Origin of the sequence: Mycolicibacter acidiphilus (assembly GCF_018455725.1) — a bacterium.
GTDB classification, from domain to species: Bacteria; Actinomycetota; Actinomycetes; order Mycobacteriales; family Mycobacteriaceae; genus Mycobacterium; species Mycobacterium acidiphilum.
The window spans coordinates 18,899-42,872 of sequence record NZ_JAHCLR010000015.1 but is presented as its reverse complement, the minus strand read 5'-3'; the positions used below and the strand labels follow the sequence as shown (position 1 = coordinate 42,872).

Here is a 23,974-nt window from a genome sequence, read left to right as displayed (position 1 = left end):
GGCGGATACGCGTCGTCGCGCCACAATGGAGCCATGACTGCTCTGCCCACCGTGCGAGTCGCCGCTGTGGCGGCGGCGCCGGTCTTCCTCGACCTCGCGGCCAGCCTCGACAAGCTCGACCGGCTGGTTGGGGAGGCGGCCGCCGCCGGGGCGCAACTGGTGGTGTTCGGCGAGAGCTTTCTCGCCGGCTTCCCGATCTGGAACGGTGTGCTGGCACCGATCGACCAGCACGGCTTCCATGAGCGGCTGACCGCCAGTTCGCTGGTGGTGCCGGGCCCGGAGACCGAGCGGCTGGGTGAGATCGCCCGCGCGCACCGGGTGGTGCTGTCGGTGGGGGTCAACGAACGCAACCCGAACACCCTGGGCCAGCTGTGGAACGCCAACCTGATCTTCGACGCCACCGGGGTGCTGGTGAACCACCGCCGCAAACTGGTCGCCACCTGGTATGAACGGCTGACCTGGTCGCACGGCGACGCCCACGACCTGCGCCCGGTCGAACTCGACGGCTGGCAACTGGGTGCGCTGATCTGCGGGGAGAACACCAACACGCTGGCCCGGTTCACGCTGCTGGCGCAGGGGGAGCGGCTGCACATCGCCACGTACCCGCCGGCCTGGCCGTTCGACGGTCGTGCTGAGCCCGGCGGTTCAGCGAGGCTCGACGGAGGAGAGCCGAAGCTGGGACCGCCGCATGGACCTGGCGACTACGACCTGGCCGAGAACATCCGGCTGCGCGCCGCCGCGCACGCCTTCGAAGGGAAGGTGTTCGTGGTGGTGGCGACCACCACCCTGGACGACGTGGCGCTGCGCGAGGTGGCCGGCGATGACGCGCGCATCGAACGGGCGCTGACCGCGGCGGAGCCGGCGGCGATGATCCTCGGCCCGAACGGCCGACTGGTGGCCGGCCCGCTGCAGGAGCGGGAGGGCATCCTCTACGCCGACGTCGACCTGGCGAGCGAGGTCGCCGCCAAGCAGGCCCACGACATCGTCGGCACCTACAACCGGGCCGACATCTTCACACTGTCGGTGGACACCCGCCGGCCGTCGATCCTGCAGGAGCGCGACGGGCCCGACGGTGTCGAGCGGCTGTAAGCAGGCCGGAGGCCGTGATCCTGCGGTAGGTTCGCGCGCATGTTCGCTCGCTTGGCCTGTTTGGGCGTCGCCGTCGTCGTCGCGGTCGCGTTCGCCACGCCGGTCGGCGCCGCGCCAGAGCAGTTCCCCGACCTGAGCGGCTTCACCGTCGCTGATGTCAAGGACTACTCCGGTTACTACATCTATCCGACCACCAACGGGGTGCAGTTCACCGCACCGGCCGGCTACCGCTGCCGCATCACCTACACCGGCCGGGCCAATCCGCCGTTCCGCTCGGCCAAGTGTTGGGGTGCGTTGCCGGGCACGTCGTCCAACGTCGTCGGGGTGAGCACCGGGGTCGTGGACGACCCGCCGGCCGCGTTCGGCGACGTCGATCCGGCCGTGATGGACGAATACGACACGCTGACACCGGATGTGCGCGTCATCAAGAAGTCGTTCGGCCCCGATGATTACAAACCGCTACCGCCCGGCAGCCGGTTGGACTATGCCAAGGACGAGGTCTGCGGGGTCACCGAGCAGATGACGGCCTGTCGGGTCGGCGATCACGGTTTCGTGCTGGATCCCCAGGGCAGCTGGACGTTCTGAGCAGACGGGCGTGCATCACCGCGGACTGTCACGGTATCAGTCGGCCGAAAGCTGGGAACGCCACTGCGCGAACCGATCTGCCAGTCTGGTCTCTCCGAGCACGGTCAGCCGCGTGATGTGGTCGCTGAGGTAGTCGGTGTACAGCGGGGTGAAGCCTGCGTTGAGCAACGCAGGTGCATCCGGGCCGGGATCGGCGGTCCGCCAACGGTACGCCGCTGCTACCAGCTCAGCGGCCGGCCCGCGGTGATGCTCTGAATAGTGTTGCGCGGCAGCATCGTTGGTGCCCTCCCGTCTGGTGTCGGCGGTGAACAGGAATCGTGTCGGGAAGAGCACCAGCTTCGTTGCCGGTCGTACACCGCGTTCGAGCAGTGCGGCCGGGTCGGCGGACGCCGTGATCACCGGCTCGGCGAGCAGGTCGGCGGCGAATTGCGCCCCGGCGACCAGCAACTCGGTCTGGCTCGGCCGGGGCAGGTCGCCGCGGACGTCGGTGCCGGCCAGCAGCCGGCCGTGTTCGAACAGGCACAGCCGGTCCAGCGGCGGGAACCGGCCGGCGGTTGCGTCACCGCGCAACGATTCTGTGGTGCCCCAGAAGATCGACAGCCGCTGATGCAGCGGCGACCCGACCGCCTGTACCGCATCGATCACACCCTGAACCAGTTCGTGATCGCCGGGTTGCGGCGGACCGGTGAGGATGACCGCGACGTCGACGTCGCTGACCGCGGGGCTGAACCCGCCGTGCGCGAGGCTGCCCATCGCGTACACGGCCGCCAGTCGGTCACCGATCTTCGCGGTGGCCTCGGCCACCACATCGCGCAACACCGTCTCACCATCAGTGGTCTGCAGGCTCATCGCCGCCCCATCGTCGTCGGGCCGAATGGTCGTCCCGCAGAACGCTCCGGCCCTGCGCGGCTATTCCACACGGCCGTCGGTCGGGGTGCAGACTGGCGTCATGGCCAAACACATCGACCTGACCGGCAAGATCGCCGTCGTCACCGGCGCAGGCTCCGGCATCGGCCGCGCCACCGCCCGACTGCTGGCCCGCCACGGTGCCAAAGTCCATGTCGCCGACTGCGACACCGTCGCCGTCGCCGACGTCGCCCGGGAGATCGGCGGGGTCCACCACACCGTCGACGTCACCAAGCCCGAGGACCTGCAGGCGCTGGCGGAGGCGGTGTACGCCGAAGACGGCCGCGTCGACATCCTGCACAACAACGCCGGAATCGGGCACGCCGGCGACATCGAGGAGACGACGATCGAGGACTGGCAGCGGGTGATCGGGGTGAACCTGCTCGGCGTCGCCTACGGGGTGCAGGTGTTCGTGCCGCGGATGCTGCACCAGGGCGGGGGAGGCAAGATCGTCAACACCGCGTCCGAGGCGGGCCTCATCCCGACTGCGCGGATGGCGCCGTACTGCACCTCGAAGTTCGGGGTGGTCGGGATGAGCGAATCACTCGACGCCGAACTGCGGCCCCGTGGCATCCGGGTGATGGCGCTGTGCCCGGGCGTCATCGACACCGCGATCGTGCGTGGCACGATCATGCGCGGCGCGATGGCCACCGACCAGGAGAAGATCGTCGGCTTCTACGCCAAGCACGGCGCGTCACCGGAGAAGGTTGCGGCCGCGGTGCTGTCCGCGCTGGCCCGACCGCGGTTGATCATCCCGACCCCGCGCTCCCACGTCGTCGCGCCGTACTTGCTGCATCGGCTGTCGCCGGCGCTGACGGCGCCGCTGTCGCGGTACCTCACCAAGTTCGTCAGCCGCTGAGTTCTGGTGTGCTCCAGCCCGCCACCAGCGGTCTGATACTGCCCGCCTGCGCGCGACAACGGTTGACGCGCAGGCGGTGTGGCGGCAGTTGTCGCGCAGAGGCGGGCACAACGGCACATGCCCCTGCGCGGTGACGGCTGGGTCGGGTGTTGCGTCAGGCGTAATGCAGGCGGCACTGCGCGTACGGACCTCGTCGCCCACTGCTTTGTAGACCAGGTGCTCCGGCGTCAGCGCAGCCGCAAACCGCGCGGGGTGCGGGTGAACCCCGCATCGAGCAACGCCCCCACCACCGGCGATTCCGAAAGTTCCAGCACCGCAACACCGTCGATCCTTTCGATCAGCAGGCCGTCCACCCGCCGGGACGTCACCAGCTGAGCCAGCGCGGCCGCCGCCGCGTGCACCTCGGACTCCCCGGCGAAGTTCAGCACCGACCGACCGCCGCGTTCGACGAACCACACCAGCTCACCGTCGACCAGCACCACCAGGGCACCGGCCTTGCGGCCCGGGCGGGCTGCCCCGGGGGGTGCCGGCCAGCGCAGCGCTGCGCCGTACGGGTTGGCCGGGTCCGCGGCCGCCAGCGCCACCGCGTGACACCGCCTCGGCTCGGTCAAAGAGCCGGGGTCCTCGAGGTATCCGCGCAGCCGATCCACCGTGGACGCCAGCGCGAACTGCGCCCCGCCGAGCGACTCGACGAAGTAGCCGCGCTGGCACCGCCCGGCCTCCTCGAACGCGGTCAGCACCTTGTACAGGGCCGCGAAGCCGCCCGGCACCCCCTCGGCCGCCACCGCGCCGCGGGTCAGCACCCCGTGGCGGTGCAGCAGCAACTCCGCGGTGTGATGGGCGCGCACCGTCGAATCCGGTTCCGCCGCCGGCAGCGCCGACCAGCGCCCGGCCACGGTCGGGTCGACGGCCCGCGCCGTGGCGTGCGCGACGCTGTACCGGCTCAACCGCGGTGGGCGCCGCGTCCGGTGCGCGGGGGTCGAACGGCGACCGGCGCCGCCGAGCAGCGCCCGCACCGGCGCGAACGTGTCACCGGTGACCTGGCCGGCCCAGATCAGTTCCCACAGTGCGTTTTTCAGCGCGGCGTCGGCGACCCCGTCGCCCAGCTGGCGGAAGAAGAACGCGCCGCCGCCGGCCAGCGCGTCTAGGATCACCCGGTGGGCGTCGCCCGGGATGATGTCGGCGCCGGGTATCAGCGTCAACGGTGCGGAATCGGCGGTGTGGAACGTGATCCAGCCGTCGGCTGACGCGTCCCCGACACCCGATCCCGACCACAGCACCTCACCGGAGGCCAGCAGTTCGTCGAGCATGGCGGGGGAGTAGTCGCGCACCCGCTGCCCCAGCACCAGCGGTTCGACCGCCGACGCCGGCAGCGGCACCCCGGCCAACTGCTCGATCACCGCGGCCAGGCCGTCCACGCCGCTGACCGGGGATTCGACCCCCTGCCACGACGGCAGGAACCGGGCATACGCAGCCGTCGACACCGGTTCGATCTGCGCCCGCAGCGCCGCCAGCGACCGGCGCCGCAGCAGCCGCAGCACTCCGGCGTCGCACCACTGGTCGCCGGGCGAGTCCGGAAAGTCCGCGAACTCCCCGCGCACCAGGTGCCCGTCGGCCGACAGCCTCCCCAGCACATCGGCGGCCACCCGCAGACCCAGGCCGAACCGGGCGGCGGCCTGCCCGGTCGTGAACGGACCGTGGGTGCGGGCGAACCGCCCCAGCAGCTCGCCGAGCGGATCGGTGACCGGATCGGTGAAACCGGACGGCACCCAGGCCGGCACCGGCACGCCGACGCCGTCGCGCAGTCGGCCGACGTCTTCGATTGCCGCCCACCAGCTTTGCCCGGCGAACGTCACCGGCAGCACCCGCCGCGCACTCGACAGCGCCGCCAGCCAGCCGGACACCGGCGCGCCGGCGGCCCGGGCCGCCACTTCCTCGGCGGTCAGCGGTCCGAGCAGTCGCAGCAGATCGGCCACCCCCTCCGCGTCGCGGGCGGCCTTCTCCGGGGCCAGATGCTGCAACTGGCGGGCGGTGGTCTCGACCACGCCGGGGTCGAGCAGTTCGCGCAGTTCCACCCGGCCCAGCAGTTCGGCGAGCAGGGTGGGGTCCAACGCCAGGGCCGCCGCACGGCGCTCGGCCAACGGCTGGTCGCCCTCGTACATGTACGCGCCGACGTAGCCGAACAGCAGCGACGCCGCGAACGGCGACGGCGTCGGGGTCGTCACCTCGGCCAGTCGGACCCGACGCTGCTCGATCGCCGCCATCAGCGCGGTCAGCGCCGGCACGTCGTAGACGTCCTGCAGGCATTCCCGCACGGTCTCCAGCACGATCGGGAACGCCGGATACTTGCGGGCCACGTCGAGCAGTTGCGCGGCGCGCTGGCGCTGCTGCCACAGCGGAGAGCGCCGGCCCGGCTGCCGGCGCGGCAGCAGCAGGGCGCGGGCGGCGCACTCCCGGAACCGGGCGGCGAACAGCGCAGACCCGCCCACCTCGGCGGCGACCGCCGCCTCGATCTCGTCGGCGGCGAAGACGAACAGTCCCCCGCAAGCGGGAGATGCCCCCACGGCACCCGGCGCATCGGCCGTCGGATCGGCGTCGGTGTCGGGTAGTCGCACCACGATCCCGTCGTCGGATGCGGTCGGCTTCTCATCGATGCCGTAGCGGTCGAGCAGGCGCCGACCGACCGCCAGCGCCAGCGGACCGTTCACCCGCAGCCCGTACGGCGAATGCAGCACCACCCGCCAGTCGCCGAGTTCGTCGCGGAACCGCTCCACCAGCAGCGTGGTGTCGGTCGGGACGACGCTGGTCGCGCTCCGCTGGTCGTCGAGCAACCGCCACAGATTCGCACCGGCGTAGTCATCGAAACCCAAACCGGCACACCGGGAGTCGAATGCCGCACGACTCAAGCCGGCCAGCTCGCCGGTGAACGCGCCGATCGCCGCGCCCAGCTCGGCGGGCCGCCCCACCCCGTCGCCGTGCCAGAACGGCAACCGGCCCGGCCGGCCCGGTGCCGGGACCACCAGCACCCGGTCGTGGGTGATGTCGGTGATCTGCCAACTCGTCGCGCCCAGCGAGATGACGTCGCCGGGCCGCGACTCGTACACCATCTCCTCGTCGAGTTCGCCTACCCGGGAAGCCTTCTCGCCACCGGCCAGGTACACCGTGAACAGGCCGCGATCGGGGATGGCACCGCCGGAGGTGACCGCCAGCCGTTGCGCGCCCGGCCGCCCGGTCAGCGTGCCCGCGTCGCGGTCGTAGACCAGTCGGGGCCGCAGTTCGGCGAACTCCGTCGACGGGTACTTGCCGCTGAGCAGGTCCAGGGTGGCCTCGAACGCGCTGCGCGGCAGTGCAGCGAACGGGGCCGCGCGCCGCACCGTGTCGAACCAGGCTTCCACGTTCAACGGTTCCAGCGCCGCGGCGGCGACGGTGTGATGGGCCAGGATGTCCAGCGGATTCGCGGGCACCGCAAGGGTTTCGATCTGCCCGGCCGTCATCCGCTGCACCGCCACCGCGCACCCGATCAGGTCAGTGCGGTGCTTGGGGATCAGCACCCCGCGCGAGATCTCACCGACCTGATGCCCGGCCCGGCCGATGCGCTGCAGGCCGCTGGCCACCGACGGCGGCGCCTCGATCTGGATCACCAGGTCCACGGCGCCCATGTCGATGCCCAACTCCAGGCTGGAGGTGGCCACCACCGCTTTGAGCCGCCCGCTTTTCAACTCCTCCTCGACCTCGGCGCGGGTCTGCAGCGACACCGACCCGTGGTGGGCGCGGGCCAGTACCGGCAGCGCCCGACAGTGGCGGCCCCCAGCGCCCGACTCCGTCGCGCTTGCGACCGCCACGGCCCCGTGACTCTGCCCGCTGCCCATCAACAGGGCCGGCGCGCCACCGCCGACCCGTGGATTCACGTCGTCCGCCGGCTCGAACCCGCAGCGTTGCGCGTGGATCTCGTTGAGCCGGGCGGTGAGCCGCTCGGCGAGCCGCCGCGAGTTGGCGAACACGATCGATGAGCGGTGCGCCTCGATCAGGTCGACGATGCGGGCTTCGACCTCCGGCCAGACGGTGCCGCCGGCCGGGTCGGCCATGTCCGGCACCGGAACCTGCACGCTCAACTCGAATGTCTTGGCCGCCGGCGGTGCGACGATCGCCGTCGGCGCCTGCCCGGCGAGGAACCGGGCGACCTCCTCGGCCGGTTTGACGGTGGCGGACAGGCCGATCCGCTGTGCCGGGTGGGCCAGCTGCGCATCGAGCCGTTCCAGCGACAGGGCCAGGTGCGCACCGCGTTTGGTGCCGGCCACCGCGTGCACCTCGTCGACGATCACGGTCTGCACCCCGATCAGCGTTTCCCGCGCCGCGGAGGTCAACATCAGGAACAGCGACTCCGGCGTGGTGATCAGGATGTCCGGTGGGTGGGCGATCAACTGGCGGCGCCTGGCGGGGGAGGTGTCGCCGGAGCGCACCCCGACGGTGATGTCGGGGACGGGCAGGTCCTGATGCTGGGCGACCCGGGTGATCCCGGTCAGCGGCGTGCGCAGGTTGCGTTCGACGTCGACGGCGAGGGCTTTCAGGGGGGACACGTACAGCACCCGGGTGCCCCCGGTGCTCGGTTCGGAGTGGGCCAGCCGATCGATCGCCCAGAGGAACGCGGCCAGGGTCTTGCCCGACCCGGTCGGGGCCACGACCAGGGTGTGCCGGCCGTCGGCGATCGCCGCCCAGGCCTGCGCCTGCGCCGGCGTTGGGGTGGTGAACGCCCCGGCGAACCACTCCCGGGTCGGCGTGGCGAACCGGGCCAGCGGATCCGGCGCGTCGTCATCCCCGGGGGCGGTTGTGCTCACCTGACCCATGGTGCCAAGCCCGCTTGACGTACGGCGTCGTACCGCCGACTGTGGGAGCCATGAAGCCCGGAACGCAGCCCGACAGAGCGCACGATCCCGAACCCCGTGGCGACCGGCTCGGTCAGGACGACGTCGAAGTGCGGGCCGCGGTGCGACTGGCGGTGCGGGTGGTGATCGGGACGCTCGCGTTCATCGCGTTGGCCGCGGTCTGGGTGCAGAACTGTGACGGGGCGATCGAGACCGCGGCCTGCGGACTGCCTTACCGCACGGTGCTGGCGCTGGGGGCGCCGCTGATTCTGGCGGGCGGTGGCCTGTGGGCGTTCTGGCGCACCTATCTGGTCTGGCGTGACCGCGGCACCTGGTGGGGCTGGCAGGGCGCGGGCTGGGTGCTGCTGTCGCTGATGGTGTTCGCGGTGATCGTCATCGCCCCGCCGATCGTCGGCCCGGCACTGAGCCGGTAAACGGCTTTCGCCCGGCCGGTAAACAGCTGTCACCTGCGAAGATAAAGATCGCTGCGGCAGTGCTGGAAATTTCCTGTGAAGCGCTCCGGCGGCCGATCCCATCGGGCTACGATAATTCTGGTATAGCAGAGATTCAGGTTACGCAAGTGTTACGAGATGTGACGCGCACAACTGTATCCGGATGAGCCGGAGGATTCAGAGGGAAGGAAACACTATGGGTGACACGTTCCGCGACCCGGTTGACCATGTACGCACCACGCGGCCGCACGCCGGCCGGGCGGTTATCGACGTCATGGGCTGGCCGGGGTATGCACTGCTGGTGGTCGGCATGATGACCTTCCTCGGCGGTCTTACGGCGTTCGCGACCGGGCATGACCGGCAGGGAGTCGAGGTCGCGGCGTTCGCGGTGGCCGCCGCGCTCGCCGGGGTGCTGTGGCTGGTGATCGAGCACAAGCGGATCGGTCGGGTGAACCACGAGTGGCACCGCATTCACCCCGAGGCGCACCGCCAGCACTCCACCAGCTGAACCAAGGACCCAGAACGGCCCGGTCGGTATCACCCCGGCCGGGCCGTTTTGTCTGCGCCGCCGTCCGTGACAAAAACGTCGGCCCGGGGAGTCCGCAGACACCCCGGGCCGACGTTTTTGTTCGCTCGGTTACTTGATCTCGGCGATGACCGTGCCCTGGGTGATGGCCGCGCCGGCCTCCACCGCCAGGCCGGTGATCACGCCGTCCTTGTGCGCGGTGACCGGGTTCTCCATCTTCATCGCCTCCAGGACCACCACCAGGTCACCGGCGGCGACCTCCTGGCCCTCCTCGACGGCGACCTTCACCACGGTGCCCTGCATGGGGGCGGTGACCGCGTCACCGGAGACCGCCGCGCCGCCGTGGCCACCACGCTTGCGCGCCTTGGGCTTCTTGCGGATCACGCCGGCCGCGCCGCCGCCACCGCCGCCGATCGCCAGGTCACCCGGGAGCGACACCTCCAGGCGTCGGCCGCCGACCTCGACGACGACCTTCTGTCGCGGCGTCGCGTCCTCTTCGTCGATCGGCTCACCGCCGGTGAACGGCTCGATGGTGTTCTCGAACTCCGTCTCGATCCAGCGGGTGTGCACGGTGAAACCGTTCTCGTCGCCGACGAACGCCGGGTCGCGCACCACCACGCGGTCGAACGGGATGACCGTGGCCAGACCCTCGACCTTGAACTCGTCCAGCGCGCGACGGGCCCGCTGCAGCGCCTCGGTGCGGTTCGCGCCGGTGACGATCAGCTTGGCCAGCATCGAGTCGAACTGCCCGCCGATCACCGAACCGGTCTCCACACCGGAGTCCATCCGGATGCCGGGGCCGGTCGGCGGCTCGAACAGCGTGACCGGGCCGGGGGCCGGCAGGAAGCCGCGGCCGGCGTCCTCGCCGTTGATCCGGAACTCGATGGAGTGGCCGCGGGGCTCCGGGTCCTCGGTGAGGTCCAGCGTCTCGCCGTTGGCGATGCGGAACTGCTCGCGCACCAGGTCGATGCCGGAGGTCTCCTCGGTGACCGGGTGTTCCACCTGCAGCCGGGTGTTGACCTCCAGGAACGAGATCAGGCCGTCCTGGCCGACCAGGTACTCCACCGTGCCGGCACCGTAGTAACCGGCCTCCTTGCAGATCCGCTTGGCGGACTCGTGGATCTCCTTGCGCTGCGCGTCGGTCAGGAACGGCGCCGGGGCCTCCTCGACCAGCTTCTGGAAGCGGCGCTGCAGCGAGCAGTCGCGGGTACCGACGACGACGACGTTGCCGTGCTGGTCGGCGAGCACCTGCGCCTCGACGTGGCGCGGCTTGTCCAGGTAGCGCTCCACGAAGCACTCACCGCGGCCGAACGCCGAGACGGCCTCACGGGTGGCCGAGTCGAACAGCTCGGGGATCTCCTCGATGGTGCGGGCCACCTTCATACCGCGGCCACCGCCGCCGAACGCCGCCTTGATCGCGACCGGGACGCCGTACTCCTTGGCGAAGGCCACCACCTCGTCGGCGTCCTTGACCGGGTCCGGGGTGCCGGGCACCAACGGCGCCTTGGCGCGCGCGGCGATGTGCCGGGCGGTGACCTTGTCACCGAGGTCACGGATGGACTGCGGGGACGGGCCGATCCAGATCAGGCCGGCGTCCAGCACGGCCTGGGCGAAGTCGGCGTTCTCCGACAGGAAGCCGTAGCCGGGGTGGATCGCGTTGGCACCGGACTTCTCGGCGGCCTCCAGGATCTTCTCGAACACCAGGTAGGACTCGGCCGAGGTCTGCCCGCCCAGGGCGAACGCCTCGTCTGCCAGCCGCACGTGCGGGGCGTCGGCGTCCGGCTCGGCGTACACCGCCACGCTGGCAAGACCGGCGTCCCGTGCACCGCGGATCACCCGGACTGCGATCTCCCCACGGTTGGCGACGAGCACCTTGGAGATCTTCGAGCTGGCATGGTTCGCCACTGGCCCTCCTGGAGGCATATTTAAGAAACGTCTTTAAGAATCTAGCTTGAGGCAGTGTAAAGCGCGAACGCAGACCGCGTTCCGGGTGCCCCTTATACGGTGCGCAACCGCCGTTTGATCCTGGTCAGCATCGCCGACATGCCGCGCAGCCGCAGCGGACTGATCAGTTCGGCGAGCCCCAGTGTCGTCGCGTAATCGTCCGGAATCGCCAGGATGACGTCGGCGGATTTGCCGTCCAGACCGGCCGCCCAGATCGAGGCGAAACCCCGGGTGGTGGGCGCCTCGACGGGCGCGGTGAAGTACAGCCGGACGTGCTCGCGGTCGTCGGCGTCGACGTGCAGGAACAGTGGCGACTGGCACTCCGGAACCGGCTCCATGGCCTCCTTGGCCAGAAAATCCGGCAGTTCCGGCAGCTCGTCGGCGTACTCCAGCAGCAGCCGGAGCTTGTCCTGGCCTTCGACCTCGGCGAACTCCGCCGCGACCTGAACCAGTTCGTCGGTGAGGCTCATCAGGCCGGCGCGGCTCCGGGCTCGGTACCGGCGACAACCGGCACCCGCACGGTGTTGCCCCACTCGGTCCACGAGCCGTCGTAGTTGCGCACGCCCTCCAGGCCGAGCAGGTGGGTCAGCACGAACCAGGTGTGGCTGGACCGCTCACCGATGCGGCAGTAGGCGACGGGCTTGTCGCTGGGCTTGATGAAGCCGTACAACTCGTCGAGCTCGGCGCGGGTGCGGAACCGGCCGCTGTCGGTGACGGCCTTGCTCCACGGGATCGAGATGGCGGTGGGGATGTGGCCGCCGCGCAGCACGCCCTCCTCCGGGTAGTCCGGCATGTGGGTGCGCTCGCCGGTGTACTCCTGCGGGGAGCGCACGTCGATCAGCGGCTGGTGGCCGATGATCTCCAGCACGTCGTCCTTGTAGGCGCGGATCGGGGCGTCGTTGCGCTCGACGACCGGGTAGCCGGTAGTGGTCTTCGACGGCACGTCCAGGGTGGTCTCCCGGCCCGAGGACACCCACAGGTCGCGGCCGCCGTCGAGCAGGCGCACGTCCTCGTGCCCGAACAGGGTGAACACCCACAGGGCGTAGGCGGCCCACCAGTTGGACTTGTCGCCGTAGATGACCACGGTGTCGTCGCGGGAGATGCCCTTGCGGTTCATCAGGTCGGCGAAGGCCTCGCCGGTGATGTAATCGCGCACCGGGGAGTCGTTGAGGTCGGTGACCCAGTCGATCTTGACCGCGCCCGGGATGTGGCCGACGTCGTAGAGCAGCACGTCCTCGTCGGACTCCACCACGACCAGGCCGGGTTTGCCGAGGTTGCCGGCGAGCCAGTCGGCGGTCACCAACCTCTCGGGGTGGGCGTAGGACTGCAGGGCGGGGCTGGAATCGGCAGGCACTGGCACGAGATGAACCCTACTCATCGGATTACGCAGGTCGCTAGTCCGCCGGCGCGGTAACTGCGGCCGCCGAGTGTGATTCTCACGACGTGACACGCCGTGCGAGCGTCGGAGGATTCCCGCTCGGCACCGCCTAACCGGCTGGATTCGCCGCCCACAGTGTGGCGATCGAGACTCCCGCTTCGTGCAGCAGCCGCCGTAGCAACGGCAGGCTGATTCCCACCACGCTGGACGGATCGCCGTCGACGCCGTCGACGAACCAGCCGCCCAGGCCGTCCAGGGTGAATCCACCGGCCACCCGCAGCGGCTCACCGCTGGCCAGGTAGGCCTCCAGGTCATCGTCCGAGGGTGTCCCGAACCGCACCGTGGTGGTCACCGCTTCGCTTGCGCGGCAGGCGATTTCACCGTCAGTGAGGCGGATCAGGCTGTGTCCGGTGTAGAGCTGGCCGGTGCGGCCGGCCATCGCCCGCCAGCGCTCACGCGCATCGGCCACCGTCGGGGGTTTGCCGCGCAGCTCACCGTCGATGTAGAGCATCGAATCGCAGCCGACCACAACGCAATCGGCGGCCAGCGCCGGGTCGAGCAACTCCACCACCCGCTGCGCCTTGGCCGACGCGAGCGCGACCGTGGCCGGGCCTGGTGCCGGGTCGGGACCCAACTCGGCCAGCACCGCGTCCTCGTCGACCCCGGAGACCAGCACCGCCGGCTCGACCCCGGCCGCGCGCAGCACGGCGAGCCGGCCGGAGGAGGCCGACCCGAGGACCAGACGGGTCACCGCCGGGTCCTAGTGCGCCGGATAGCCTCCGCCTCGCTGGCGCTCGGCCTCGTCACCGCCGGTGCCTTCTGCGCCGGGTATCCTCCGCCTCGCTGGCGCTCGGCCTCGTCACCGGCGGGGTCACCGGCGGACGTGGGTGCGCTCCAGGAGGGTGACCCGCTGCCAGCTGAACAGCGTGTAGCGCAGCTTGTCCACCGGGTGGCCCCACAGGTTGCGGTCGCCGGCAGCCGGCTCGTCGCCGCCACCGCCCGCGGTGCTCAGCACCGCGATCAGCGCCGCGAGCTCGTCGTCGGTCGGGTTGCCCTTGAGCACCTGGAACACCGGCTCGACAGGTGTGGCCGCGGCGGCTTCGGTTGCTTCGACGGTCTCAGCGGTCACAGCGGAATGTTCCCATGCTTCTTGGGCAGCGGCTGGACGATCTTGCGCTCCAGCAACCGCAGCGAGTTGGCGATGTAGCCGCGGGTGTGCGACGGCGGGATGACCGCGTCGACGTAGCCGCGCTCGGCGGCGACGTACGGGTTCACCAGGGTGTCCTCGTACTCCTGCTGCAGCTCCAGCCGCAGCGCGTCGACGTCCTTGCCCTCCGCAGCGGCCTCCTTGAGCTGCGAGCGGTAGACGAACCCGACCGCACCGGAGGCGCCCATCACCGCGATCTGAGCGGTCGGCCACGCCACGTTGACGTCGGCGCCCATCTCCTTGGAGCCCATCACGCAGTACGCGCCGCCGTAGGCCTTGCGGGTGATGACGGTGATCTTGGCGACGGTGGCCTCACCGTAGGCGTAGAGCAGCTTGGCGCCACGCCGGATGATGCCGTTGTACTCCTGCTCGGTGCCCGGCAGGAAGCCCGGCACATCCACCAGCAGGATGATCGGGATGTTGAAGCAGTCGCAGGTCCGGATGAACCGGGCGGCCTTCTCCGAGGCGTTGATGTCCAGGCAGCCGGCGAACTGGGTCGGCTGGTTGGCGACGATGCCCACCGTGCGGCCCTCGACCCGGCCGAAGCCGACGATGATGTTCTGCGCGTAGCCGGCCTGCACCTCGAGGAACTCGTCGTCGTCGAGGATGCGGGTGATGACCTCGTGCATGTCGTACGGCTGGTTCGGCGAGTCCGGGATCAGGGTGTCCAGCTCGATGTCCTCAGCGGTGAGGTTGTCCTCGATGGCGCCCTCGGCGATCGCGGCGGGGAAGCGCGGCGGCTCGGCGTAGTTGTTCGGCGGCAGGTAGCTCAGCAGGTCGCGGACGTAGTCCAGCGCGTCCTGCTCGCCGGAGGCGACGTAGTGCGCGGTGCCCGACTTGCCCATGTGGGTGTGCGCGCCACCCAACTCCTCCTGGGTGACCTCCTCACCGGTGACGGTCTTGATGACGTCCGGGCCGGTGATGAACATCTGCGAGGTCTGGTCGACCATCACGATGAAGTCGGTCAGGGCGGGGGAGTAGACGTGCCCGCCGGCGGCGGCGCCCATGATCAGCGAGATCTGCGGGATCACGCCGGAGGCGCGGATGTTGTTGTAGAAGATGTTGCTGTACAGGCCGAGCGAGACCACGCCCTCCTGGATGCGGGCGCCGGCGCCGTCGTTGATGCCGATCAGCGGCCGGCCGGTCTTGATCGCCAGCTCCTGCACCTTGACGATCTTCTCGCCGTACACCTCGCCGAGGCTGCCGCCGAACACCGTGGCGTCCTGGCTGAACACGCAGACCTCGCGGCCGTCGATGGTGCCGTAGCCGGTCACCACGCCGTCGCCGAGCGGGCGCTTGTCGCCGAGGCCGAAGTTGGTGCTGCGGTGCTTGGCCAGCGCGTCGAGCTCGACGAACGAACCCTCGTCGAGCAGGGCGAGGATGCGCTCGCGGGCGGTCAGCTTGCCCTTCTCGTGCACCCGCTCGACCGCGGCCTCGCCGACCGGGTGCAGGGTCTCCGCCGTGCGCCGCTTGAGGTCGGCCAGCTTGCCGGCGGTGGTGTGGATGTCGATGGTGTGTTCAGCCTGGGGCTCCACATGGGCGTCGGAAACACTCGTCATGGGAGTCGAGCTTAATACTCTCTTAATCGGCGCCGCGAACGGCAGGTGCAATCCGTGTCGTGGGTGATCCGGCGGTGACCTGACTGAGGGCGTTACGGAACCCCGTCATCGTCGTCGTGATCCCCGTCCTCGCCGCTTCGGTCCCGACCGAGCAGGTTTTCGGGGTGGTGGTAGTGGTTGGTGCGAGGTTGGCCGTGGTCGGCGTGCGGTGGGGGGATGGTTTCGATGTCGCCGTTTTTGCGGCGGCGGGTTCGCCAGCCGTGATTGGTGATGAGGCTGTGGTGGCCGCCGCAGCGCCAGGTGAGGTCGTCGGCGTCGGTGGTGCCGGTGGTGGCGTAGTCGTTGTTGTGGTGGGCTTGGCAGTGGTAGCCGGCGACGGTGCACCCCGGGTGGGTGCAGCCGCGGTCGCGCGCATGCAGCACGATCCGTTGGGCACGGTTGGCGAGCCGTTTGGTGTGGAACAGGGCGAGTTCTTTGGCGCCGTCAAATATGCGCAGGTAGTGGTGGGCGTGTTCGGCGAGGCGCAGGACGTCGCGCATCGGTAGCCAGGTGCCGCCGCCGGTGTGGGCTTTGCCGGTGGCGGTTTCGAGTTCGGCGAGGCTGACCGAGATGATGATCGTGGCCGGCAGTCCGTTGTGCTGACCCAGTCCGCCCGAGGTGAGCAGGGCGCGGGCCATGGCGGTCAGGGCGTCGTGGTTGCGCTGGGCGGCTGAGCGCCGATCGTTGTCGATCGCCTCCTGGCTGGGGGTGCCGCCCAGGCAGGGGGTCTCATCGGCGGGGTTGGCCATGCCGGGGGCGGCGAGTTTGGCGAGTACGGCGTCGATGGTGGCGCGGGCTTCCGGGTCGAGCCAGCCGTTGATGCGGCTCATGCCGTCGGGGCCCTGGTCGGACAGAGTCACTCCGCGTCGGCGCTCCCGGTCGGCGTCATCGAACTGCCCGTCGGGGTTGAGGTGGTCGTAGAGGCGGGCGGCGAGTTTGGCCAGCTCATCGGGGCGGTGGTCGCAGGCGAGGCCGGCCAGGTCGGTTTCGGCCTGCTCTTGAGTCCCGGTGTCGACGGCGTCGGGCAGATGGTTGAAGAAGTCACGGATCACTGTGATGTGGGCGATCCCGAGGCGGCCGTTGCGCTGGGCGGCGGCGGTGGCCGGCAGCAGTGGGGGAAGGGGTTCACCGGTCAGGGCGCGGCGCGGGCCGAGGTCGGCGGCGTCGTCGATGCGGCGACGGGCTTCACCGCGCGTGATTCGGAGTCGGTCGGCCAGCACCCAGGCGGGTTTGCCGCCCAGATCGGCACGGTCGGCGGTCGCGATCGCATTGACCAGTGGATGTTCGACGGCGGGCAGGCGGCGGCGCAGGTTCTCGCAGCGTTCCAGCAGCGACAGCTGCTCGGGGGTGGTCAGCGCGTCGAACGACAGTTCCAGCGCCCGATCCAGATCAGCGGCCAAGGCCTCAAAAACCTCGACGACCTCATCCCGGCTACTCGAACGCATGTGCTAATACTACGAACTCCTACCGACAAAAAACCGTCTCTGACCAGGCCTGGGGTTATTGTGACGAGAGGTTCTCCTGCGGCTGACGTGTCTCATGTCCGGTCGCAAACCGCGGTCCTCATCGGCCGGTAAATCGACGTCAAAGTCGCCCGGCCGGATTACGCTGGCTGACCATGGACGCCACCTCGCCCCGGACCCCGTTGGACGCCGCCGACCTGCGCGCTCGGCTGACCGGCCCGGGCCTGCCGTGGCGCACGCTCGACGTGCTGGATGAGACCGGTTCCACCAACGCCGACCTGCTGGCGCGGGCGGCGGCCGGGGAGGACATCGACGGCGCCGTGCTGCTCGCCGAACACCAGAGCGCCGGCCGGGGCCGGCTGGGCCGGCGGTGGGTGACCCCGCCGCGCAGCCAGCTCGCGCTGTCGGTCGGGGTGGCCGCCGACGCGGTGCCGACCGCCGGCTGGGGCTGGCTGACGCTGGCCGCCGGGGTGGCGGTCGCCGATGCGCTGGCCGAGGTGGGCGGTGTCGACGCCGGCCTGAAGTGGCCCAACGACGTGGTGGTCGGCGACGGCAAGCTCTGCGGCATCCTGGCCGAGGTGGCCACCCCCAGGGACAGCGGCAAGAAGGTGATCGTCGTCGGCCTGGGGCTGAACGTGACGATGACCGCGGACGAGGCTCCGGCGGATGCCGTAGCCACCTCACTGGCCATGCTCGGCGCGGCGTCGACGGACCGGAACACGCTGGCCGAGGCGGTGCTGCGCCGGCTGGCGGAGCGCATCGCCGGCTGGCGGGCCGCCGGGGGCGCCGACGACGCGCTGGTGGCCGACTACCGCCGGCACAGCCGCACCCTGGGGTCGCGGGTGCGGGCCAGCATGCCCGGTGACCTGAAGATCGAGGGCGTCGCCACCGGCATCGACGCGATGGGCCGGCTGTGCATCGACACGCTGTCCGGGCCGGAGACGGTGGCCGCGGGCGACGTCAAGCTGTTGCGCCCCACCGGCTAGGGCGCCGGAGGTGGGCTACCCGGAGAGCGTGCTGGCCGACGGCGAGCAGGTCGTGCTGCACCGGCATCCGCACGTCAGACGGCTGGCCGGCCCGGTTCTGACACTGCTGACGATCACCGCGTGCGCGGCGTTCGCGGCCGGGTTCGTCAACCCGCGCTCCTGGGATCCGACGGCGAAGAACATCGTGTTCGGGGTGATCTGGGCGATCTGGCTGGTGGGGATCGGTTGGCTGAGCCTGTGGCCGTTTCTGGCCTGGCTGACCACGCACTTCGTCGTCACCGACCGACGGGTGATGTACCGGGACGGGGTGCTGGCCCGCAGCGGCATCGACATCCCGCTGGCCCGGATCTCGCACGTCGAGTTCGCCCGCGGGCTCGTTGACCGGATGATGCGCACCGGGACGCTGATCATCGAGTCGGCGTCGGCGGAACCGCTGGAGTTCTACGACATTCCGCGCGTGGAAGAGGTCCACGCGCTGCTGTATCACGAAGTCTTCGACAGCCCGTCGGTCGCGCACTGACGCCGGTCCGGCCGGTGCAGCAGGGTCACCACACCCGTGTCCGGGTTGTCGGCGGAGTCGCCGAGCGCATCCTCCAACGCCTCCGTCAGCGCGCCGTCCTCCAGCACGGCGCCGAGTTCGGAGTCGGTGCCGCGGGCGAACTCGTCGGGGAAGACCCAGCGGCGGAACGCCCAGAATCGGAACGCCATCTGCAGCAGGTTGCCGACGATGTAGGCCGCGATGAAGTCCGAGAGGTTCTCGATGGTCAGCGAGACGTTCGGCACCCGCAGGCCCAGCATGTAGCTGGAGAACCACAGCGGTGCCATGCTCAGCAGCACGCCGACACCGCTGACCCCGAAGAACAGCAGTGCCTCGTGGTGGCGTTCGCGGCCGCCCCGGTCTTTGAAGCTCCACTCGCGATTGAGGATGTAGGACGCGATCACCGCGACGATCCCGGCGATGACCTTCGCGGTCACCGGCTTGGGCTCCAGCACCGTCAACTTGAGCGTGTAGAAGACCCCCAGGTCGATGACGAACGTCGTCGCGCCGACGATGGCGAATTTGATCAGCTCATGATGGCGCTCGGCCAGCGGCCGGATCACCCGCGGCAGGCGGGCGATCGTAGCGTCGGTAAAAGACACAAGTTGCCAGTGTACGTAAATCCGATGATTCGTGCTTAACGACTGCATAACGCCGTGGTCGAAGGCCACTCCGCGGCCGTGACACCATATTGCGGTGCCGAACAACCCCACACCCCGCACCGGTGCCCCCCGGGTCGCCATGATCGGCGGTGGCCAGCTGGCCCGGATGACCCATCAGGCCGCGATCGCGCTGGGCCAGTGCCTGCGGGTACTGGCCGTCGACCCCGATGAGCCGGCCGCCCAGGTCAGCCCGGATGTGGTGATCGGGTCGCACACCGACCTCGACGCGCTGCGCCGGGCCGCTGCCGGGGCCACCGTGCTGACCTTCGACCACGAGCACGTACCGGGTGAGCTGCTCGATCAGCTGGTCGCCGACGGCGTGAACGTGGCGCCGCCGCCAGGTGCGCTGCACTACGCCCAGGACAAGGTGGCGATGCGCCGCAGGCTGGCGGAGCTGGGGGCGCCGGTGCCCCGGTTCGCCGTGATCGAGACCGTCGCCGACGTGGACGCCTTCGCCGAGCAGGTCGGTGGCGCGATGGTCGTCAAGGCCGCCCGCGGCGGGTACGACGGGCGCGGGGTGACGATCGCCGACGATCTGGCGCAGGCCCGCGGCGCGGCCGCCGACTACCTGACTGCCGGGGTGGAGGTGCTGGCTGAGGAGCGGGTCGTGATGCGACGCGAGCTGTCGGCGCTGGTCGCCCGATCCCCGTTCGGTCAGGGCGCGGCATGGCCGGTGGTCGAGACCGTGCAGCGCGACGGGATCTGCGTGACCGTGATCGCGCCGGCGCCGGAGCTGTCGGAGGAATCGGCCGCGGCGGCGCAGCAAATGGCGCTCAAGCTGGCCGACGAGCTCGGGGTGGTCGGGGTGCTGGCCGTCGAGTTGTTCGAGACCGTGGACGGCGGCCTGCTGGTCAACGAACTGGCGATGCGGCCGCACAACTCCGGGCACTGGACCATGGACGGCTCGCGTACCAGTCAGTTCGAGCAGCACCTGCGCGCGGTGCTCGACTACCCGCTCGGTGACACCGGTCCCGTCGCTCCGGTCACCGTGATGGCAAATGTGCTCGGGGCGTCCGAGACACCGGCGATGACGATGGACGAGCGACTGCACCACCTGTTCGCCCGTTACCCCGACGTCCGGGTGCACCTGTACGGCAAGGGGGAGCGGCCGGGACGCAAGATCGGGCACCTCAACATGCTCGGTGCGGATCCGGCAGCCGTCGCGAACCTGCGTGAGCGAGCCGAAAGCGCGGCACACTGGTTGTCACACGGTCAATGGACGGATGGATGGGACGCACATGCCTGACAAACCCCGTGTCGGTGTGATCATGGGCAGCGACAGCGACTGGTCGGTGATGGCCGACGCCGCGCACGCGCTGGCCGAGTTCGAGATCCCCTTCGAGGTCGGGGTGGTCTCGGCGCACCGGACCCCGCAGCGGATGTTCGACTACGCAGCCGGCGCGTCGGACCGCGGCATCGAGGTGATCATCGCTGGGGCGGGCGGTGCCGCGCACCTGCCGGGCATGGTCGCCTCGATCACCCCGCTGCCGGTGATCGGTGTCCCGGTGCCGCTGGCGAAGCTCGACGGGATGGATTCCCTGCTGTCGATCGTGCAGATGCCGGCCGGTGTGCCGGTGGCCACCGTGTCGATCGGTGGTGCGCGCAACGCCGGATTGCTGGCGGTGCGGATGCTGGGTTCGGCGGATCCGGTGCTGCGTGCCCGGATCGCGGCCTTCCAGCGTGAGTTGGCCGACACCGTGCTTGCCAAGGATGCGGCCCTTCAAGGTAAAGTAACCGAACACTAGTTAGTTTACTGGTCAGTAACCGAGGAGAACGTGATGGCCACCTGGGCGGGAAACCCTTCGTTTGACGTGTTCAAGCTTCCCGAGGAGCACGACGAGCTGCGGGCGGCGATCCGCGCTTTGGCGGAGAAGGAGATCGCTCCGTACGCCAAGGACGTCGACGAGAACGCCCGGTTCCCCGAAGAGGCGCTGACCGCGCTGGTCGCGTCCGGCTTCAACGCGGTGCACGTCCCCGAGCAGTTCGGTGGCCAGGGTGCGGACTCGGTGGCGGCCTGCATCGTCATCGAAGAGGTCGCCCGCGTCGACTGCTCGGCGTCGCTGATCCCGGCCGTCAACAAGCTCGGCACGATGGGCCTGATCCTCAACGGCTCCGACGAGCTCAAGGCGCAGGTGTTGCCGTCGCTCGCCGACGGTTCGGCGATGGCCTCCTACGCGCTCTCCGAGCGGGAGGCCGGCTCGGATGCCGCCGCGATGCGCACCCGCGCGAAGGCCGACGGTGACGGCTGGATCCTCAACGGCTCCAAGTGCTGGATCACCAACGGTGGCAAGTCCGCCTGGTACACGGTGATGGCGGTCACCGACCCCGACCTGGGCGCCAACGGCATCTCGGCGTTCATGGTGCACATCGACGACGAGGGCTTCACCATCGGGCCCAAGGAGCACAAGCTCGGCATCAAGGGTTCGCCGACCACCGAGCTGTACTTCGAGAACTGCCGCATCCCCGGCGACCGCATCATCGGCGACCCGGGCACCGGGTTCAAGACCGCGCTGCAGACCCTCGACCACACCCGCCCGACCATCGGTGCGCAGGCCGTCGGCGTCGCGCAGGGTGCCCTCGACGCGGCGATCGAATACACCAAGGACCGCAAGCAGTTCGGCAAGTCGATCAGCACCTTCCAGGGCGCGCAGTTCATGCTCGCCGACATGGCGATGAAGGTCGAGGCCGCCCGGCTGATGGTCTACAGCGCCGCCGCTCGCGCCGAGCGCGGTGAGACCGGGCTGGGCTTCATCTCCGCCGCCGCCAAGTGCTTCGCCTCGGACGTGGCCATGGAGGTCACCACCGACGCCGTGCAGCTGTTCGGCGGCGCCGGCTACACCACCGACTTCCCGGTGGAGCGGATGATGCGCGACGCCAAGATCACCCAGATCTACGAGGGCACCAACCAGATCCAGCGCGTGGTGATGAGCCGGCACCTGCTCCGCTGAGCGGGGCTGTGGAATTCGGAAGGCGCCGGCGCTGATCGGCTCCTAAGCTGTCGGGCATGACGGAGCCGGAGATGGCACGCAAGGTGAGCCAACAGCGCGCCGATATCGATGAGTTGTACGGTCTCGTCGTCGGCGTTGACGCCGCGGTCAAAGCCGTCGATGCGAAAGTCGGTGTGCTTGATACGAAGGTCGGTGTGCTTGATGCGAAAGTCGACGCGCTTGATGCGAAGGTCGACGCGCTTGATGTCAGGCTGACCGGCCGGATGGACAAGCTCGACGGTCGGATGGACAAGCTCGACGGTCAGATGGGACACGTCGGCGCTCAGCTCGGCGAGGTGCTGCGCCGCCTGGGCGCTTGACCTACCCGGCCGTGGCGCCGGCGCCGCGCATCGTGCCTGCCCCGACATAACCGGCATGCCAGGACAGCGCCTGGTCCATCAGGTGCGGGGTGTGCCGGCCGTAGCTCGAACTCATCGCCCGGTCCAGGTAGTCCTGCAGCTGCGGCCGGAAATCCGGGTGTGCGCAGTTGTCGATGATCTTCTGGGCCCGCTGTTTCGGCGACAGGCCGCGCAGGTCGGCCAGGCCCTGCTCGGTGACGATCACGTCGACGTCGTGCTCGGTGTGGTCGACATGCGAGACCATCGGCACGATCGCCGAAATCGCGCCGCCCTTGGCCACCGACGGGGTGATGAAGATCGACACGTAGCCGTTGCGGGCGAAGTCTCCGGATCCGCCGATGCCGTTCATGATCTGGCTGCCCATCACGTGGGTGGAGTTGACGTTGCCATAGATATCGGCCTCGATCATGCCGTTCATCGCGATCACCCCGAGGCGGCGGACAACCTCGGGATGGTTGCTGATCTCCTGCGGACGCAGCACGATCTTGCCGCGGTAGTCACACGCGTTGGTGTTGAACCGCTCCACGGCGTCGGAACTGAGCGAGAAGGCGGTGGCCGACACCACGGCGAGCTTGCCGGAGTCGATCAGATCGAGCATCCCATCCTGGATGACCTCGGTGTAGGCGGTGAGATTCTCGAACGGACCGGCCTGCAAGCCGGCCAGCACCGCGTTGGGCACGTTGCCGACACCGGACTGCAGCGGCAGCAGATCGGGCGGCAGGTGACCGATGGCGACCTCCGCGGTGAGGAAGTCCAGGATGTGCCCGGCGATCCGTTGCGACGTCGCGTCCGGCGCCTTGAATCCGGTGTTGCGGTCGGGGGTGTCGGTCTGCACCACCGCGATCACCTTCTCGGCCGGGCAGTGCAGGTAAGGCACCCCGATTCGGTCGCCGGGCGCGACGATCGGGATCGGCACCCGGTGCGGTGGCAGCGCGGTGCCGTAGTAGATGTCGTGCATCCCTTCGAGACTGGCGGACTGCCAGGAGTTCACCTCGAGGATGACCCGGTCCGCCAGATCGAGCCAGGTCTTGTTGTTGCCCACCGACGATGACGGAATCAAGGCGCCGTCGGGCGTGATCCCGGCAACCTCGACCACCGCCACATCCAGGTGTCCGAGTGAACCCCGCCAGACCATCTGGGCGACGTGGGACAGGTGGACGTCGATGTACTCCATGCGCCCGTCGTTGATCCGGGCCCGGCTCACCGGGTCGGACTGGTAGGGCAGGCGCAGCTCGATGCCGTCCACGGCGGCCAGCGCCCCGTCGAGTTCCGGTGCGGTGGACGCCCCGGTCCACACCCCGATCCGCATCGGGTCTCCGGCGGCCGCCGATGCACCGATCCGGTCGGCCAGCGCCGCGGGCACCGCCTTGGGGTACCCGGCACCGGTGAAGCCGCTCATCCCGACGTTGTCGCCGTGGGAGATCATCGCCGCGGCGTCCTCGGCGGAGCAGATCTTGCGGGCGAACGCGGTGCTGGTGATCCGACTACCGGCCTTCATCGGCGACCTTTCTGGTGGTTGGCCGCCGCAGATCGAATGAGCACGGCGATGGCGTCGCAGCCCGGGTTGTGTCGA

22 protein-coding genes are annotated in these 23,974 nt (G+C 69.8%); 11 read left to right on the top strand and 11 right to left on the bottom strand.

What is annotated here, in order from left to right:
* The first annotated feature begins 33 nt into the window (after positions 1 to 33).
* Both KIH27_RS09710 and KIH27_RS09705 read left to right on the top strand, forming a co-directional pair.
* A complete protein-coding gene (locus KIH27_RS09710; protein ID WP_250149868.1) occupies positions 34 to 1,089 on the top strand; it encodes a carbon-nitrogen hydrolase family protein in 1,056 nt (351 codons plus the stop codon).
* A 39-nt stretch (positions 1,090 to 1,128) separates the two neighbouring features.
* On the top strand, positions 1,129 to 1,674 hold the full coding sequence (locus KIH27_RS09705) for a hypothetical protein (RefSeq protein ID WP_214092739.1): 546 nt from the start codon (positions 1,129 to 1,131) through the stop codon (positions 1,672 to 1,674).
* 36 nt (positions 1,675 to 1,710) lie between these two features.
* On the opposite strand, the gene KIH27_RS09700 is transcribed toward KIH27_RS09705, so the two are convergent.
* Entirely contained in the window at positions 1,711 to 2,523 is an 813-nt protein-coding gene (locus KIH27_RS09700; RefSeq protein WP_214092738.1) for a nucleotidyltransferase domain-containing protein, read from the bottom strand.
* 100 nt (positions 2,524 to 2,623) lie between these two features.
* Between KIH27_RS09700 and KIH27_RS09695 the strand changes: the two genes are divergently transcribed.
* On the top strand, positions 2,624 to 3,439 hold the full coding sequence (locus KIH27_RS09695; protein ID WP_214092737.1) for an SDR family oxidoreductase: 816 nt from the start codon (positions 2,624 to 2,626) through the stop codon (positions 3,437 to 3,439).
* Positions 3,440 to 3,666: 227 nt separating this feature from the next.
* Here the strand turns inward: KIH27_RS09695 and KIH27_RS09690 are convergent, their stop codons facing one another.
* Entirely contained in the window at positions 3,667 to 8,283 is a 4,617-nt protein-coding gene (locus KIH27_RS09690) for an ATP-dependent helicase (protein WP_214092736.1), read from the bottom strand.
* Positions 8,284 to 8,333: 50 nt separating this feature from the next.
* Here KIH27_RS09690 and KIH27_RS09685 point away from each other — a divergent pair, with 50 nt between their 5' ends.
* Complete coding sequence (locus KIH27_RS09685) at positions 8,334 to 8,735, top strand: hypothetical protein (protein WP_214092735.1); 402 nt, start codon at positions 8,334 to 8,336, stop codon at positions 8,733 to 8,735.
* 214 nt (positions 8,736 to 8,949) lie between these two features.
* Positions 8,950 to 9,261: a protein UsfY gene (gene usfY / locus KIH27_RS09680; protein WP_214092734.1), complete on the top strand. Its 312-nt coding sequence runs from the start codon at positions 8,950 to 8,952 to the stop codon at positions 9,259 to 9,261.
* 129 nt (positions 9,262 to 9,390) lie between these two features.
* Here the strand turns inward: usfY and KIH27_RS09675 are convergent, their stop codons facing one another.
* The 7 genes from KIH27_RS09675 to KIH27_RS09645 all read right to left on the bottom strand — a co-directional run bounded on the left by KIH27_RS09675 (position 9,391) and on the right by KIH27_RS09645 (position 16,851).
* The gene (locus KIH27_RS09675; RefSeq protein ID WP_214092733.1) at positions 9,391 to 11,184 is read right to left on the bottom strand and encodes an acetyl/propionyl/methylcrotonyl-CoA carboxylase subunit alpha; all 1,794 of its coding nucleotides are present in this window, start codon (positions 11,182 to 11,184) and stop codon (positions 9,391 to 9,393) included.
* A gap of 92 nt (positions 11,185 to 11,276) precedes the next feature.
* A complete protein-coding gene (locus tag KIH27_RS09670; RefSeq protein ID WP_214092732.1) occupies positions 11,277 to 11,693 on the bottom strand; it encodes a SufE family protein in 417 nt (138 codons plus the stop codon).
* Entirely contained in the window at positions 11,693 to 12,583 is an 891-nt protein-coding gene (locus KIH27_RS09665; protein ID WP_214092731.1) for a sulfurtransferase, read from the bottom strand. Before KIH27_RS09665 ends, KIH27_RS09670 begins: the two co-directional genes overlap by 1 nt.
* A 127-nt stretch (positions 12,584 to 12,710) precedes the next feature.
* A complete protein-coding gene (locus KIH27_RS09660; protein ID WP_214092730.1) occupies positions 12,711 to 13,352 on the bottom strand; it encodes a Maf family protein in 642 nt (213 codons plus the stop codon).
* Positions 13,353 to 13,472: 120 nt separating this feature from the next.
* The gene (locus tag KIH27_RS09655; RefSeq protein ID WP_214092729.1) at positions 13,473 to 13,730 is read right to left on the bottom strand and encodes an acyl-CoA carboxylase subunit epsilon; all 258 of its coding nucleotides are present in this window, start codon (positions 13,728 to 13,730) and stop codon (positions 13,473 to 13,475) included.
* Positions 13,727 to 15,367, bottom strand: coding sequence for an acyl-CoA carboxylase subunit beta (locus tag KIH27_RS09650; protein WP_214092728.1), 1,641 nt, complete (start codon positions 15,365 to 15,367; stop codon positions 13,727 to 13,729). The genes KIH27_RS09655 and KIH27_RS09650 overlap by 4 nt, the downstream gene beginning before the upstream one ends.
* Before the next feature lie 92 nt (positions 15,368 to 15,459).
* The gene (locus KIH27_RS09645; protein ID WP_214092727.1) at positions 15,460 to 16,851 is read right to left on the bottom strand and encodes an HNH endonuclease signature motif containing protein; all 1,392 of its coding nucleotides are present in this window, start codon (positions 16,849 to 16,851) and stop codon (positions 15,460 to 15,462) included.
* Positions 16,852 to 17,024: 173 nt separating this feature from the next.
* Here KIH27_RS09645 and KIH27_RS09640 point away from each other — a divergent pair, with 173 nt between their 5' ends.
* Positions 17,025 to 17,855: a biotin--[acetyl-CoA-carboxylase] ligase gene (locus KIH27_RS09640; protein WP_214092726.1), complete on the top strand. Its 831-nt coding sequence runs from the start codon at positions 17,025 to 17,027 to the stop codon at positions 17,853 to 17,855.
* A gap of 10 nt (positions 17,856 to 17,865) precedes the next feature.
* Complete coding sequence (locus KIH27_RS09635) at positions 17,866 to 18,375, top strand: PH domain-containing protein (protein ID WP_214092725.1); 510 nt, start codon at positions 17,866 to 17,868, stop codon at positions 18,373 to 18,375.
* Here the strand turns inward: KIH27_RS09635 and KIH27_RS09630 are convergent.
* Positions 18,339 to 18,995 carry a GtrA family protein gene (locus KIH27_RS09630; protein ID WP_214092724.1) on the bottom strand — a complete coding sequence of 219 codons (657 nt, stop codon included), beginning with the start codon at positions 18,993 to 18,995 and terminating at the stop codon, positions 18,339 to 18,341. The two genes, KIH27_RS09635 and KIH27_RS09630, sit on opposite strands and share 37 nt — an antisense overlap.
* Positions 18,996 to 19,134: 139 nt before the next feature.
* On the opposite strand from KIH27_RS09630, the gene KIH27_RS09625 reads away from it, so the two are divergent.
* The 4 genes from KIH27_RS09625 to KIH27_RS09610 are packed head-to-tail and all read left to right on the top strand — an operon-like array spanning position 19,135 to position 22,362.
* Positions 19,135 to 20,301 carry a 5-(carboxyamino)imidazole ribonucleotide synthase gene (locus KIH27_RS09625; protein ID WP_250149873.1) on the top strand — a complete coding sequence of 389 codons (1,167 nt, stop codon included), beginning with the start codon at positions 19,135 to 19,137 and terminating at the stop codon, positions 20,299 to 20,301.
* Positions 20,294 to 20,800: a 5-(carboxyamino)imidazole ribonucleotide mutase gene (purE, locus tag KIH27_RS09620; protein WP_214092722.1), complete on the top strand. Its 507-nt coding sequence runs from the start codon at positions 20,294 to 20,296 to the stop codon at positions 20,798 to 20,800. Before KIH27_RS09625 ends, purE begins: the two co-directional genes overlap by 8 nt.
* A gap of 33 nt (positions 20,801 to 20,833) precedes the next feature.
* A complete protein-coding gene (locus KIH27_RS09615) occupies positions 20,834 to 22,003 on the top strand; it encodes an acyl-CoA dehydrogenase (RefSeq protein ID WP_214092721.1) in 1,170 nt (389 codons plus the stop codon).
* A 56-nt stretch (positions 22,004 to 22,059) separates the two neighbouring features.
* Positions 22,060 to 22,362, top strand: a complete 303-nt coding sequence (locus KIH27_RS09610; protein ID WP_214092720.1) for a hypothetical protein — start codon at positions 22,060 to 22,062, stop codon at positions 22,360 to 22,362.
* Position 22,363: 1 nt separating this feature from the next.
* On the opposite strand, the gene scpC is transcribed toward KIH27_RS09610, so the two are convergent.
* Positions 22,364 to 23,899 (bottom strand): succinyl-CoA:acetate CoA-transferase ScpC, encoded by a 1,536-nt coding sequence (scpC, locus tag KIH27_RS09605; protein ID WP_214092719.1) that lies wholly within the window; start codon positions 23,897 to 23,899, stop codon positions 22,364 to 22,366.
* Between the last annotated feature and the right edge of the window lie 75 nt (positions 23,900 to 23,974).

What these genes read in the sequence shown, in the direction of transcription:
- KIH27_RS09705 (WP_214092739.1), top strand. Translation starts at nt 1,129, where the DNA reads ATGTTCGCTCGCTTGGCCTGTTTGGGCGTCGCCGTCGTCGTCGCGGTC.
- KIH27_RS09685 (WP_214092735.1), top strand. Translation starts at nt 8,334, where the DNA reads ATGAAGCCCGGAACGCAGCCCGACAGAGCGCACGATCCCGAACCCCGT.
- KIH27_RS09670 (WP_214092732.1), bottom strand. Translation starts at nt 11,693, where the DNA reads ATGAGCCTCACCGACGAACTGGTTCAGGTCGCGGCGGAGTTCGCCGAG.
- KIH27_RS09640 (WP_214092726.1), top strand. Translation starts at nt 17,025, where the DNA reads ATGGACGCCACCTCGCCCCGGACCCCGTTGGACGCCGCCGACCTGCGC.
- purE (WP_214092722.1), top strand. Translation starts at nt 20,294, where the DNA reads ATGCCTGACAAACCCCGTGTCGGTGTGATCATGGGCAGCGACAGCGAC.
- KIH27_RS09710 (WP_250149868.1), top strand. Translation starts at nt 34, where the DNA reads ATGACTGCTCTGCCCACCGTGCGAGTCGCCGCTGTGGCGGCGGCGCCG.
- KIH27_RS09700 (WP_214092738.1), bottom strand. Translation starts at nt 2,523, where the DNA reads ATGAGCCTGCAGACCACTGATGGTGAGACGGTGTTGCGCGATGTGGTG.
- KIH27_RS09650 (WP_214092728.1), bottom strand. Translation starts at nt 15,367, where the DNA reads ATGACGAGTGTTTCCGACGCCCATGTGGAGCCCCAGGCTGAACACACC.
- KIH27_RS09690 (WP_214092736.1), bottom strand. Translation starts at nt 8,283, where the DNA reads ATGGGTCAGGTGAGCACAACCGCCCCCGGGGATGACGACGCGCCGGAT.
- KIH27_RS09610 (WP_214092720.1), top strand. Translation starts at nt 22,060, where the DNA reads ATGACGGAGCCGGAGATGGCACGCAAGGTGAGCCAACAGCGCGCCGAT.
- KIH27_RS09615 (WP_214092721.1), top strand. Translation starts at nt 20,834, where the DNA reads ATGGCCACCTGGGCGGGAAACCCTTCGTTTGACGTGTTCAAGCTTCCC.
- scpC (WP_214092719.1), bottom strand. Translation starts at nt 23,899, where the DNA reads ATGAAGGCCGGTAGTCGGATCACCAGCACCGCGTTCGCCCGCAAGATC.
- usfY (WP_214092734.1), top strand. Translation starts at nt 8,950, where the DNA reads ATGGGTGACACGTTCCGCGACCCGGTTGACCATGTACGCACCACGCGG.
- KIH27_RS09695 (WP_214092737.1), top strand. Translation starts at nt 2,624, where the DNA reads ATGGCCAAACACATCGACCTGACCGGCAAGATCGCCGTCGTCACCGGC.
- KIH27_RS09625 (WP_250149873.1), top strand. Translation starts at nt 19,135, where the DNA reads ATGATCGGCGGTGGCCAGCTGGCCCGGATGACCCATCAGGCCGCGATC.
- KIH27_RS09645 (WP_214092727.1), bottom strand. Translation starts at nt 16,851, where the DNA reads ATGCGTTCGAGTAGCCGGGATGAGGTCGTCGAGGTTTTTGAGGCCTTG.